At 62.1% G+C, this 13,283-nt stretch carries 11 protein-coding genes; 8 read left to right on the top strand and 3 right to left on the bottom strand.

Annotated features, from left to right (window positions below):
• The first annotated feature begins 4 nt into the window (after positions 1-4).
• Positions 5-994 carry an FAD:protein FMN transferase gene (locus IE079_RS18325; RefSeq protein ID WP_227712607.1) on the top strand — a complete coding sequence of 330 codons (990 nt, stop codon included), beginning with the start codon at positions 5-7 and terminating at the stop codon, positions 992-994.
• A gap of 57 nt (positions 995-1,051) precedes the next feature.
• Here the strand turns inward: IE079_RS18325 and IE079_RS18320 are convergent, their stop codons facing one another.
• From IE079_RS18320 to IE079_RS18310, 3 genes are read right to left on the bottom strand one after another with little or no spacing between them, the layout of a single operon-like run.
• Positions 1,052-2,614 carry a general secretion pathway protein GspF gene (locus IE079_RS18320; RefSeq protein ID WP_189578469.1) on the bottom strand — a complete coding sequence of 521 codons (1,563 nt, stop codon included), beginning with the start codon at positions 2,612-2,614 and terminating at the stop codon, positions 1,052-1,054.
• Between the two features lie 27 nt (positions 2,615-2,641).
• Positions 2,642-5,125, bottom strand: coding sequence for a LamG domain-containing protein (locus IE079_RS18315; protein ID WP_189578467.1), 2,484 nt, complete (start codon positions 5,123-5,125; stop codon positions 2,642-2,644).
• 26 nt (positions 5,126-5,151) lie between these two features.
• Positions 5,152-6,417 carry a hypothetical protein gene (locus IE079_RS18310; protein ID WP_227712606.1) on the bottom strand — a complete coding sequence of 422 codons (1,266 nt, stop codon included), beginning with the start codon at positions 6,415-6,417 and terminating at the stop codon, positions 5,152-5,154.
• A 295-nt stretch (positions 6,418-6,712) separates the two neighbouring features.
• Between IE079_RS18310 and IE079_RS18305 the strand changes: the two genes are divergently transcribed.
• The 7 genes from IE079_RS18305 to IE079_RS18275 are packed head-to-tail and all read left to right on the top strand — an operon-like array spanning position 6,713 to position 13,279.
• The gene (locus IE079_RS18305) at positions 6,713-9,325 is read left to right on the top strand and encodes an HzsA-related protein (RefSeq protein ID WP_189578465.1); all 2,613 of its coding nucleotides are present in this window, start codon (positions 6,713-6,715) and stop codon (positions 9,323-9,325) included.
• Complete coding sequence (locus IE079_RS18300) at positions 9,325-10,107, top strand: SH3 domain-containing protein (protein ID WP_189578463.1); 783 nt, start codon at positions 9,325-9,327, stop codon at positions 10,105-10,107. Before IE079_RS18305 ends, IE079_RS18300 begins: the two co-directional genes overlap by 1 nt.
• Positions 10,077-10,739, top strand: coding sequence for an outer membrane beta-barrel domain-containing protein (locus IE079_RS18295; protein ID WP_189578461.1), 663 nt, complete (start codon positions 10,077-10,079; stop codon positions 10,737-10,739). Before IE079_RS18300 ends, IE079_RS18295 begins: the two co-directional genes overlap by 31 nt.
• Positions 10,740-10,791: 52 nt before the next feature.
• Positions 10,792-11,289 (top strand): TlpA family protein disulfide reductase, encoded by a 498-nt coding sequence (locus IE079_RS18290; protein WP_227712605.1) that lies wholly within the window; start codon positions 10,792-10,794, stop codon positions 11,287-11,289.
• A 7-nt stretch (positions 11,290-11,296) separates the two neighbouring features.
• On the top strand, positions 11,297-11,536 hold the full coding sequence (locus IE079_RS18285) for a DUF4266 domain-containing protein (protein ID WP_189578459.1): 240 nt from the start codon (positions 11,297-11,299) through the stop codon (positions 11,534-11,536).
• Positions 11,523-12,674 (top strand): DUF3570 domain-containing protein, encoded by a 1,152-nt coding sequence (locus tag IE079_RS18280; RefSeq protein ID WP_189578457.1) that lies wholly within the window; start codon positions 11,523-11,525, stop codon positions 12,672-12,674. The genes IE079_RS18285 and IE079_RS18280 overlap by 14 nt, the downstream gene beginning before the upstream one ends.
• Before the next feature lie 53 nt (positions 12,675-12,727).
• Positions 12,728-13,279, top strand: coding sequence for an AraC family transcriptional regulator (locus tag IE079_RS18275; protein ID WP_189578455.1), 552 nt, complete (start codon positions 12,728-12,730; stop codon positions 13,277-13,279).
• The last annotated feature ends 4 nt before the right edge of the window (positions 13,280-13,283 follow it).

Raw genomic sequence — 13,283 nt, 5'->3', positions numbered from 1 at the left:
AACAATGTCGATCCGTATCCTGGCGAAAACCCTGGCATTTGTACTGGCGGGACTGTTGGTCACGACCCCGGCCCGGGCCGAGTGGTTCCGTTTCAGCGACAATGCCATGACCACTCTGGTGTCCCTTGAGGTCTGGGCTGATAGCCGGCAACAGGCCGAAGCCTTGTGGCAGTCGGTGTTCGCGGAGTTCACGCAGGTGGATCAGGTCATGAGCCGTTACCGGGACGACTCGGAGCTGTCCCGGGTTAACCGGGAAGCAGCCGATCACCCGGTGCCGGTCAGCCGGTCGCTGTTCGAGGTGCTGACAAAGGCGCGGGAAATCTCGGAGATGAGTGATGGCGCGTTCGATATCAGCTTTGCCTCGGTGGGCTATCTGTACGATTTCCGTGAGCGCCGACAACCGGATGACGAGGCGGTGAAGGCAGGCCTGGATCGCATCAATTACCGGGACATCCTGCTGGACGCGGACGACCTCACGGTGCGTTTTCGCAAGCCCGGCCTGATGCTGGATCTGGGCGGCATCGCCAAGGGTTACGCTGTGGATCAGGGTATCCGGGTATTGCAGCAGGCGGGGGTTGGCCATGCCCGACTGAGTGCCGGTGGTGACATGCGCCTGCTGGGGGATCGCCGGGGGCGGCCCTGGGTGGTGGGGGTGCGGGATCCGCGACACCGGGACAGGCAGGCAGTGGTCATCCCCGTGAGCGACACTGCCATCTCCACCTCTGGCGACTACGAGCGTTTCTTTATCGATGAGGAAGGCGAGCGTGTCCACCACATACTGTCGCCGTCCACCGGTCGTCCGGTGGGCGAGGTGCAGAGTGTGACCATCATCGGCGATAACGCCATGACCACGGATGCCCTGTCCACCGCCGTGTTCGTGCTGGGTGCGAGAAAGGGCCTTGCGCTGATCGACCAGCTGGAGGGCATTGACGCGGTGATCATCGACGGCAACCGCCGCATGCACTATTCGCAGGGGCTGATGTCCGGCGAGTAGGAAAACCCGCTCCGGTCCGGGTCCGTCCGGACGGGGCGGATATACCGCAGTCAGGTGTTAACTGACCTTGCCGTTGACGATCGGCGCCAGCCCCAGCAGCCGGTCCCGTGAGGCGCTGTCGCCGAGGCCATGGCCGGCAAACTGGTCACCAAACTGCCCTTGCTCACCATGCAGGGCCATGTAGTTCAGCAGCACGGTCTGCACCAGCTGATTGACGTTATTGGCGGCAGGGCTGGAGGAGGTCTCCACATTGCCATCCTCCCGCATCCAGCCGATCTGGTTGCGGATGGCGTTGGGCCGGCCATTGGGGTTGTAGACCAGGTAGAAGGATGCCGCCGTCTGCTGGTTGTCTGAGGTCCACTCGCCCTTGCCGCGTCCGTCCATGGAGTCGTCGATACGCCCGTTGCTGGACACGGATCCGTCACTGAACACATACAGCATCAGCGGCATGCCGACCCGGGCGGCGTATTCCAGACAGGCACCCATGCAGCGCCCCGCCAGCAGGTCGCGGCGCTCGCCGGTAGCCCGTTCGCCAGTGTGGTAGTCGTAGCCACCCATGGTCACCGTACCGGCACCGGCAAAGCCGTTCATGACCAGTTTCATCACCGAGGCGGTCTTGCGGAATTCCCGCTCGCGGTTGAACTCGTCGGTGGTGAAGATGCCTGAAGCACCGACAATATCCGTATCCAGTTCCGGGTCCAGGGTGGACGGGGTGCCAAACCGGTCCGCCAGATCCGCGGTCTTGACGTAACCGCACCGCACCAGGTCCTTGATCACTTCCTCGCGGGTGATACCGGTACGGGTGTCCATCCGTGCCAGCTTCTGGTCGCTGATACGCTGGATCGACTCCATCACCGCCACCGCATCGGACTGGTCCAGCAGGCCCACCAGGTTGCCGGTATCCACCAGGCCGGTGACATCGCTGGGGCGGTCCACCTTGGTGGGGCGCACCTGGGGATTCATCAGGTCCATGGGGGCCATGGAATTGCCGCCGGAATCGGAAGTGCTGGAACCAATGAGTGTCAGCAGTTCACCATCGGCGCCGGCCCGGTGGATGCCATACATGGGATTGTGGGGGTTGTTACCGGTGTCGTTCTCGGACCGGGCCGCGATGATGGCACCGTTGATGGCGGCGCGGGTTCCGGCGGTGGTGCTTTGCTGGATGCCCCGCAGAAAGCCACTGTCGGAGTGGAAGGCGAGCCCCAGCTCTGTGTTAATGAACGCGGGGTTGTTCGGCAGCATGTCCCCCGGCAGTCCCTGGCGGTTGTAGCCCCGGGTGCCGAGAAAATCCAGCTGGCCCCCGGATTTGCCCACCAGCGCATTGGAGCCGGCCATGCTGGCGCCGCCCGCCAGGTCAAAGCAGATGAACGGAATCTTGCCGGCCCCCTGTACCGCGATGCCGCAGCTCTGACGCAGGGTTTCCAGATCCGGGGACAGGTCGGCGGAGGCTGCCCGCGGGTTGGCGAACAGGCTCAGTGTGGAGGCGCCGAAGACGGCGGCGGTGCCCGCCTTCAGACCCTGTGAGATGAACTCCCGGCGGGTGCGGGGGCGGGCGTGATCGCCGTGAAACAGGGGCTCGTGGTTGGCCAGCGGCCGCTTCCTTGACGTCTTGATAAACATGATCAGTTCCTCTCGTGGCGGCCGTGGTCAGTGAATCAGCGTGGTCGCGCTGCCCAGCACGGCGGCGCAACCGGACTTGACCACGGTTTCGGTGCGGTCGTTCGGACAGCTGCCACCGCACGCGGTCAGGGTCTCTATAAGCTCGTCCAGCTCGGTTTCCAGCTCGGCTACCCGGGGCTGGGAATCCAGGTTGCGGCCCACCATGGTGTCGATTAGCGGATCCACCACCAGGTCCCGGCCGGAACTGTCGAAGGCCGCGTTGGCAGACTGGCTGAAATCAAAACCGGGGAAGAACTCCGTACGCAGGCCGTTGTCCTCCACCAGGGCATCGCAGTAGCCAATGGCCAGTTGGGTAATGGCCATCTGCTGAGACGCCAGGAAGCCCTCGATGTTGGGTGACGACGGCAGCTGCTGACGGATTGTGGTGAAGGTATCCCGCACCGAGCTATTGGATACGGACACACCAGTGAGTCGCGACATGGAGGCGTTAATGGCGTCGAAGTTCTTGAGGCCGATATCCGCAGGCGCCGTTGGCGGGTCAGTCGGTGGTGGCGCCGACGGCAGCGAGCCTTCTATGACCACGTTCTGGTGATCGCCCAGGCGCTCGAAGCTGAGGAAGAACTCATCCGCTTCCGGACCGCCCTCCTGCGGAATAACAGTCCCCTGGCTGGATAACAACTGTCCCCGGCCGGCGACATAGTCACTACGGTTGAGTGTGGTCTCCAGCAGTGTCCAGGCCTGTCCGGTGAGGGTCTCGCGGCCGTTGACGCCCAGTTTCATGCCTTCCAGTGCGATACCGCCGGGGCTGGCATCGTCGTTCAGGCTGATAAAGAAGGGTTGGGTGAACAGATAGCTGTAGTTGTCGAACTGGCTGACCTCGAACACGATGAAGGCCTCGGGCACGTCAACCAGATGGGACACGCCGAACAGCAGGTAGTATTTCTGTCCCACACCCGCCTCGAAGTTGGTGCGGATCTGTGCTGGTGACAATGCCCGGTTATGGAAGGCCACCAGTCGCAGGGAGCCCTCCCAGGGGGAGTTGCCATCGGTTTCGTTGCCCAGTACCAGCGCGAAGTTGTCGTCCCATTCGCTCAGCAGGCCGCCGGGGGCCGGGTCCACATCATCGGTGGGTTCGCCGTTGATAAAGATCTTTCGGCCCTGATCCGGGGTGAAGTTGACCACCACATGTTGCAGGCTGGCCTGCAGGCGGTTGGCGCCATCCTCGGTGCTGAACACCGCGTTCTGGTCGGTGGTGGTACTACGTTGCAGAACCTCGTAGTTCTGCAGGGTCTGCCCCAGGGTCAGGTTGCGGGCCGTAGCCGAGCCCGAGTAGGTGACGATACGGGCATCTTCCTGGGTCACGTTGGCGGGCACGACCCAGGCTTCCAGACTGTACTCGCCGGAGGCGGTCAGCAGGTTGTGGAGCTTGCGGCTGTTGCCGGTGGTGGCCTGAGCCTTGCCACTGCGCTTGCTGTTGCCGCTATCGTCGGTAAAGGCCGGACCGAAGTTCAGCCCATAGCCGCCTACCCATTCCACATTGCCGGACAGGGTCAGGTGCATGGACGGCTCAATGCCCGAGGTGTCGAAAGCCGTGATACCGTCGCCGGTCTTGAACTCGTACAGCGCGACGATGTGGTCCTCATAGCGGCCGCCGGAGTTGGCGAGCAGGCCGTCGCCGCCCAGGGTCAGTGCCTTGCTGGTGACCAGCTCCGGGTCCGGGGCGCTGGGTGTAACGGAGCCGGCGAGGGCGTCTATTGCCGCTTCCATTTCATTGGCAGAGGCTTCACAGCTGTTGTTCCAGCAGTTGTGGCGGTCATCCCGCAACCGCTCCACCAGTCGTGAGCTGAACGGGGCGGTCAGACTCATACGGCTTTTGGCCGAGTCATAGGCGGTATCCACATTGCCGCTCGCCAGGTAGGGCCGGGTATCGCCGTCAGCGTGACAGTTACTGCAGTAGCTGGTCAGCAGTGGATAAACCGTGGTGGAGAAAGTGCCGCTACTTTCCGGGAACGGCAGGGTGCCGCCCGGGTCCCGCAGGGCAGGGGCCTGCAGTTCGATACGGTTGACACTGCCGGAGCTGCCCCCGGCCCAGCTGCTGATCATGCTGGTAATGGCGTCGGCACAGGCCTGGTCGCTGCCCAGCCAGCAGTTGTGGCCGCCGGCTACCTTGGAGACCAGTGGTGAGCGTGCGGGCTCATCCAGGTTGACCACGCCATTGGCCTGGGCGTAGGCCACGTTAACGTCGCCTTCATGAGCGAAGCGCGGTGACTGGCCGCTGCTGTTGTGGCATTCGCCGCAGCGGTTGGCCCGGGACAGGTTGTCCCAGACGTTGATCTTGAAGGCCTGGACATCGGCGGTAGCCGGAGGCGGCCCGCTATACTGGCTGGTTCCCGGTGACTGCGTGTTCGGCAGGCTTTCCGTGGACTCGCCGGTCTTGCAGCCGGTCAGGGTGACCAGGGCCAGCAGCATCGTAAAAAGCAGGGGCTGGTGAAGCCGTTTGGTGATTTTCATGGTGACCTCGTATTCCTTTATCGGGCTTAATCACCCATGCAATAGGCGGCTGATTCGGCGTAGACGCGTTTCAACTGGTACCCGCTGCTTTCGAAACTGCTGACAATGTTTTCCAGTTCGCTCCGGTCGGCGGCGTTTGCCGGTTCCCGCAGGCACACCTGTTCGAACACCTGACGGACCTTGCACTGGGCAAACGCATCGGAGTGGGCCAGTTCGCGGCCCAGGGATTTTGCGCCTTCGCCGTTGCCCGGCAGTGTTCCGTCCCAGCCCAGGCGGCGGTTGTCACCCATGCGCCAGTAGTTGTCCCACTGGTCATTGCGGGTGATGTAACCATGTTCGAAGTTGCTGGCGTTGATCAGGTACTTGCCCTGCACCCGGGTGCCGGTTTCCGGGTCGGTCATGCCCGTCGAGTTATAGACCAGCTCGCCCAGCGTTCCTTCCGGGTCGGCATCGCTGTTGTACTCGTAGTCGTAGTAGGCGAAAGCCTGGGCCATGGGGTCCATGCCGGTATGGCAGCCGGCACAGTTATTGAGGAACACGCGGCTGTCACCACCGGGGCTGCGGGATACATCCTGGCGGATGCGATCCACCGGCAGGGTGACGTCCGCCACCTGTTCCAGATCGTTGCAAAGATGGTTCATCAGGGTGAAGCGGAACATCGCCCGGTTGGTACCGTCGATAAAGAAGGCTTTCGCTGCCGCCCGGGTGGTCATGACACCGGCAGTTGCCTGAGACGGCAGGCCGGTATACGTGGACTGGCTGACCCTGCGAAGGGAATCCGCTAGGGGTGCGCCGGTGGCTTCCAGCGCTTCGTAATGGCGGTTGTCGTCAGTGTTGTAGCCGGGCAGGCCGCTGATATCACCGACATACAGCACGTTGTCGTAAAGCACGCTGCGGAAGTCGGCCTCGTCACGCACCAGCCCTATCACCGTGGCGGTGTAGTCGTTCAGCGGCACAAACGCGGTCATCGCCTCGTTGGTCCAGGGGGCCGCCAGATTCTTCACGGTGACGTTGTAAAAGGCCGGGTCGTCCATGGCGACATAGGCGGCGGCAACCGGATCGCCGCCGGCGATTTCCGCTGCCATCTGTTGCAACAAGGGTTCCGACGGCGGTACCCCGGTCAGGCGGCTGTGCATTCTGGCCGCCTGCTCCCGTTCGCCGGCCATCAGCAGTGACGGCGTCAGCACCATCAGGGCGGCGAGAACCGTCAATAACAGACGGCCGGGCGAGGTGATCAGGGGAACGGTTGGCGAATTTGCTCTCATCAGGAAAGACCGACTACTGGCGTCCATGACGCATATCCTTTGCAGGTTTCCATTGATATTGGTCACTCCATGTTTCCGTCATGCCGAAAAAGGTGTGACATGTTTAACAGGACTTCGATTTTACGGCAGGAGTTATAACTATTTTGTGTACTGCTCCACGATAAAAGAAACGGGGCATATAAACTTATTGGAGTGTGAGCAATAACCGGAGATACTTAAAAAGACAGGAGCCCGGTATATTGAAGGATTATTGCTTGTGAACTGCGTCTCGGAATCCATAAATCATTTAATTAAAAGACAGGCGCATTTGTCGGTTGTTCTTATGGTTGTCCTGATAGTGGCCGGTTGCAAAAGCGGTGGTGGAAGTCAGGATCCTGACCCGGTGGTGAACGAGCAGGCCGTCGCCTATATCCAGCGTCCCCTGGTGTTGAACGAGGGTAACGCGATGCCCGTCGCCCGTGACCGCCGTGAACCGGACAGTTTCATGCCGGGCGCCCGCCTTTTTATCAAGGAAAGCGCCGCACCCTCGGCGCCATCCCGGGACGTGACATCCCGGGTGTTTCGTGGCGAGGAATTTCTGGATGATGATGGTCGCCTGCGTTATGACGTCCGTGACCTGGCGGTGTCCTACGATGGCCAGCGACTGCTGTTTGCCATGCATGCCCCGGTGACCGGCGACGAAGAGGTGGAGCCCACCTGGAACATCTGGGAGTACGACCTGGGCTCGGGCTCCCTGCGACGCATCATTACTTCCGATATCGACGCGGATTCCGCCCACGACATTGCCCCCGCCTACCTGGCTGACGGCAGCATCGTGTTTTCCTCCACCCGCCAGCGGGCCTCCCGGGCCATCCTGTTGGACGAGGGCAAGGGCATGTTTACCGCCCGGGACGACGCCCGGCGCTCGCCTGCTTTCGTCCTGCACATCATGACCGCCGGGGGTGACGATATTCGCCAGATCACCTTCAACCAGAGCCATGACCTGGATCCGGTGGTGCTGGACGACGGACGTATCCTGTTTAGCCGCTGGGACAACGCCGGCCAGACCAGAAATAACGGTTTCAACCTGTATCAGATCAATCCGGACGGCACTGGCCTGGCCTATGTCTTCGGTCGTCACTCCCATGATGTGGACGACAGCAATCTGCATTATTTCCGCCCCATTCAGACGGATGATGGCGACATTCTCGTGCAGGCCCGTGGGCTGGGCAATAACGACCTCTCGTCTTTCCCCAGCCTGGTGGATATCAATCGGTTCGTGGAGTACAACCGCACTCTTGATGGTGCCACTGGTGACGCCCTGGCGCCGCTGGTGCCCGGTCAGTCCCGGGATGGTTCCGCCAGCCTGGCGGGCAGTTTTGATTCGGTGACGCCCCTGTTTGATGGCTCCAGCCGTTACCTGATCAGCTGGAGCCCCTGTCGTGTGCGCGAGGTGGTCGGTGGCAGTAGTGCCGGCCAGCCCAATCTGCCCTGTACAGGGGAACGCCTGAACTCCGACAATTACGAGGTGGCACCGCCATTGTTCGGCCTCTGGCAGCGCGACGTCGGTAATGATACCCAGCTCCCCATTGCACCGGCCCGGGAAGGCCAGCAGATTTCCGAAGCCGTGTTGATGAGCTCCCGTCCGCTACCCACCTACCTGCCACCGGCTGTGAACAGCGGTGCGCTGGCCGAAGACGCCCGGGAGCTGGTGACCGAGGGACTGGGTATCGTACATATTCGCAGTGTCTACGACATTGACGGCGTCGATACGACCCCTGGCGGCATTGCCGACATGGCCAATCCGCAAAGGACCCCGGCGGACCAGCGTCCGGCCCGATTCCTGCGGTTTGAAAAGCCGGTTTCCATCCCCGATCCCGACGTGCGGGCCGTGGACAATGCCGACTTCGGCATCAGCCGCGCCCAGGGCATGCGGGAGATTCTCGGCTACGTACCGGTGGAGCCGGACGGGTCCGTGCGGGCGGCGGTGCCCGCCAATGTGGCCTTTGCCATCAGCGTGGTGGACGCCCGGGGGCGTCGCATTTCACCCCGTCACCAGAACTGGCTGCAACTGCGCCCGGGCGAGACCCTGACCTGTAACGGATGTCATACCCTCAACAGTGAAGTGCCCCACGGTCACTACCGTGCTGACCCGGCCCCGGCAAACAACGGCGCGAGAACCACCGGCATTGAGTTTCCCGGCACCGACAGCACCCTGTGGGCCGAAATGGGCGAAACCATGGCAGAGACCTGGAGCCGCCACAATGAGGTACGCCGGCTGTCGCCGGATGTGGCGTTCGAGGACCAGTGGGCCGAAGCCAGTGAAGCCGCGCCTTCGTTCGCCCTGCGCTACGAGGACCTGGATACTCCGGCGCCGGTGTCAGCGTCCTGCCAGTCCCGATGGAGCGCCTTCTGTCGTTCGGTAATCCACTATGAAACTCATATCCATCCCCTGTGGAGCAAGGAGCGGCTACTGCTGGATGACGACGGCGTGGAAGTGGATAACTTTACCTGCACTGGCTGTCATTCAGGCACCGATCAGGACGGTGCCTTGCAGATACCAGCGGCCCACCTGGATCTGAGCGACGGCGCTTCTCCCGACGAGCCCCGCCAGTTCGAGGCCTATCGCCAGTTGCTGACCACCCGCTTTGAGCAGGAGGAGGTGGACGGTGTGCTGGTGGACCGCCAGGTAGACACCGGCGAATACGTGCGGGACGAAGTGGGCGAGCTGATCCTCGATGACGACGGCAATCCGATCCCGATCCTCGAACGGGTTCCGCTGCCCTCGGTCATGAGTACCGCAGGTGCGCTTGCCAGCGAAGGATTCATGGAGATGTTTGCTGCCGGTGGTGGCCACGAGGATTTCCTCAGCGACGCGGAGTTGCGCCTGGTCAGCGAGTGGCTGGATCTGGGGGCGCAGTATTACAACAACCCCTTTGATACGCCGGAGAACTGATGGGTCTGCGCAGTCTGGCCCGTCAGGGGTTGCTGGTGGTGTGTTGTCTGCTCTGGAGCCTGCCGCTGCGGGCCGGAGTGCTGGACTGGTTATGGTCCTCAGGCGAGGGGCCCGCTGAGGTGGTGGTGACCGCTCCCTATGTGGAGTGGCGCACTGGCCCGGCCATCGGCTACCCGGTCTTCCATGCCAGTGAAAAGGGGGAATGGCTGACCCTGCTCAAGCAGAAGACCCGCTGGATCAAGGTGCGGGATAGCCGGGACCGCGAGGGCTGGGTACTGCAGGACGATCTGTCCACCGGCACCCTGACAGCGGACGGGCAGGTAGCCATTGGTCCGCGACCGGACCGGGACGACTTCACTGACCGTGGTGGCGAAGTGGTTGCGATGATGGGGGACTTCGAGGGCGCGGCCGCCATCAGTGCCGCCGCCAGCTGGCAGTTCACCCACAATCTTGCGCTGGAAGTCCAGGCCTCACAGGTACTTGGCAGCCGTTCGGAAATCCGTCTGGCCAACCTGAGCATCCAGCACCAGCCGTTCCCGGGCTGGCGGCTGACGCCCTATCTCACCATGGGGGGCGGCTATGCCTGGATCAGCCCCAAGGCGACCCTGGCGCAGACCGAACGCCGCCAGAATCCCACAGCCCACATCGGCCTGGGGCTCAGGTACTACGTGGCGGATCGCTATTTCCTGCGGGCGGAAGTCCGCGACTACAAGGTCTTCACCGACCGGACAACCAACGAAGAAGTGACGGAATGGAAACTCGGACTCGGTATTTTCTTCTGAAAGTGATCATTGCGAGCGCCTTCGCGTTGGCCATCGTGGCCACGCCGGAGGATGCCCTGGCCCAGTCGGAGCGCGAGCCCCCGCTGATTGAACCGGATGTGGAACCGCAACCGGTGGAGCAGGCCCTGGTGGACAGCGAGAACTTCGAGGTAGCTGCCGTGGCCGGCTGGCTCAACATCGAGGACTTCGGCTCCTCGTTCATGTACGGCGGCCGGCTGACCTACAACATCAGCGAGTCGTTCTTCGTGGAAGCCGGCCTCGGCTTTGCCGAGGCGGAGGACACCAGCTTCGAACGCCTGGCCGGCGACGTCCAGTTGCTGCCGGACGATGACCGGGATTACCGCTGGTACAACCTTAACCTTGGTTACCGGCTGCTGCCCGGTGAGGCCTTTTTCCCCGGCGGTTATGTGTTCAATACCAATTTCTATTTGACCGCCGGCGCCGGAGCAACGGATTTTGCCGGCGATAACCGGTTCACTATCAATTATGGCGCCGGTTATCAGATGTTATTTACCGATAGTCTATCAGCGCATATTAATGTCCGGCAGCATCTTTTCGACAGTGACATTCTTGGCGAAGACAAGACCTTTGTTAATACAGAAGTCAGCGCTGCTATTTCGGTTTTCTTTTAAATGGATCACATATATAACGTGATGCGGTTAATGGTAAATGAGGAGTTATAACGTGAAGGCTTCAACCTGGGTAATAGCATTGTGTCTGGGGCTTGGGATGCTGATGTCGGCCTCTGCCATGGCCGAAGTGTCCGGTACTGCACCGGATTTCACCCTCAAGAGCCGCAGCGGTGACAACCTTCGCCTGGAAGATCTGCGGGGCGAGGTCATCATGCTCAATTTCTGGGCCTCCTGGTGTGGCCCCTGCCGTCAGGAAATGCCCCACATGGACGCCATTGAAGAAGAGTTCCGGGACTACGGCTTTCGTGTGCTGGCGGTGAACGTGGACCAGCACCGGGATGACGCCGAGCGCTTCCTGGACTCGGTGCCCGTGGATTTCGCCATCCTCTGGGACCACGACAGCACCGTCAGCGAGCGCTATGACGTCCAGGCAATGCCCACCACGGTGATGATCGACCGCAACGGCGAGGCCCGTTACATCCATCACGGCTACCAGCCGGGGTATGAGGATGACTACCGCGCCCAGATACGCGAACTGATCCGGGAATGAGGCTGCCATGACGACCCGTCTTCTCGCGCGCCTTCCGTTGTGTATCCTGCCGGCAGTCCTGTTACTTGCAGGCTGTTCCGCACCGGAGCCCTGGGTCAAGCCCTACCAGAGGGCCAATCTCGCCGACCCGGTGATGCTCGACAGCCGCAAGGGCAAGGCCGGGGAATACATCCAGCACGTCTACGGTGCCCGTGAATCCGCCCGCGGTGCCCAGGGCAGTTCAGGAGGTGGTTGTGGCTGTAACTGACCGCCGCTGTGCTGCCGTCGCGTTGCTGATTTTGTTGGTGGTGACCGGTACCGCCCGGACGGCGACCCTGCCCGAGGACAAAGTGGACGCCTTCTACCACCGCTACGAGGGTGGTGGCATGACCATCGATGGCCCCTCGGTGCTGGTCCGCAAGGGCATGGGTAACCAGGTGTCCGTCAGCGGCCAGTACTACGTGGACTCGGTCTCCGCCGCATCGGTGGATGTTATGGCCACCGCCAGCCCCTATACCGAGGAACGGACCGAATACACCCTGGGTGCGGATTATCTTGAAGGTAATTCCATCCTCAGCCTCAGCTACACCAACAGTACCGAGAACGACTATGAGGCCAACACCCTCTACCTGGGCATCAGCCAGGAGTTCTTCGGCAACATGACCACCGTATCCATCGGTTATGCCCGGGGCTGGGACACGGTGATGGAAGTGGGCAACGACAGCTTCGAGGCAGAGGCGGACCGCCAGAACTACCAGCTGGGCGTGAGTCAGGTGCTGACGCCCAACAGCGTGATGGGTCTGGATCTGGAAGTGGTCACCGATGAGGGATTCCTGGAGAATCCCTACCGTCAGAACCGCTATATCGACCCGTCGGATCCCACCAACTACCTGTACCAGCCGGAGCGCTACCCGGAGACCCGCACCAGTGTCTCGGCAGCGGTCAGTGGCCGTTATTACCTGCCCTGGCGGGCATCAGTGAGAGGGCGTTACCGCTACTTCTCCGACTCCTGGGGCATTGATGCCCACACGGTGGAAATGGGCTACGTCCACACCCTGGGCACCAACTGGACCCTGGAAGGAGGCGTGCGCTACTACACCCAGGAACAGGCCGACTTCTACAGCGACCTGTACGACTTCGGCAACTCCCAGACCCACCTGGCGCGGGACAAGGAAATGAGCACCTTCTCCGGGCTCACCTTCAGCGCCGGAGTTGAGTACCAGTGGCAGCGAATCCCCGTGCCCGGCATCGACCGGCTGCAGCTGGGGCTGCTGGTGGACTACCTGGACTTCAGCTACGACAACTTCCGGGACGTGACCGCCAGCGGTGACTACCTGCCGGGGCAGGAGCCCCTGTATGGCTTTGATGCCTGGGTCACCCGGGCGTCCATCCTGTTTGAATACTGAATGATTCGTGTCTGGCCGCGCAGGCTGGACCAGCGGAATTTCCGAGGCCCGTTATGACAGCAAACCAACCTTTCCCCCTCTACCGGCTCCCGCTATGGGCAGTTGCGCTGATGCTTTGCTGGGCCCCGCTGGCCCAGGCCCAGGATGACACCGGTGAGGCGGGCTCCGTGGCCATGAGCGTCGAGGAACTGCGCAAGCAGGTGATCGAGCTGAACCGCGACCTGTTCGTACTGGAGGAAGACCTGCTGTTCCCCGCCAGCACCCAATTTGCGGTGTTCCTGAGCGTGGAGACCGGCGAGTTCCTGTCACTGGATGCGGTCAAGCTCAAGGTGGACGACGAGGTGGTTGCCAGCCATCTGTACACCGCCCGCCAGGTGGATGCCCTCCGTCGCGGTGGCATGCAGCGCCTGCACATGGGCAACCTGAAGACCGGCGAGCACGAGGTAACCGTGTTCGTGGACGGCATTGGCCCGGAAAACCGTCCCTACCGCAAGGCCGCCACCTACCAGCTGGACAAGGGCACCGGCACGGCCACCCTGGAAGTGCGCATCCGCGACCGTTCAGCGGACTATCAGCCCGCGGTTGAACTGGTGGAATGGGAGTAACCGT

The organism is Marinobacter zhanjiangensis (assembly GCF_014651935.1).
GTDB lineage: Bacteria > Pseudomonadota > Gammaproteobacteria > Pseudomonadales > Oleiphilaceae > Marinobacter > Marinobacter zhanjiangensis.
Note: the sequence above shows the minus strand (reverse complement) of the source record. Positions and strands in the feature narration are given on the sequence as shown.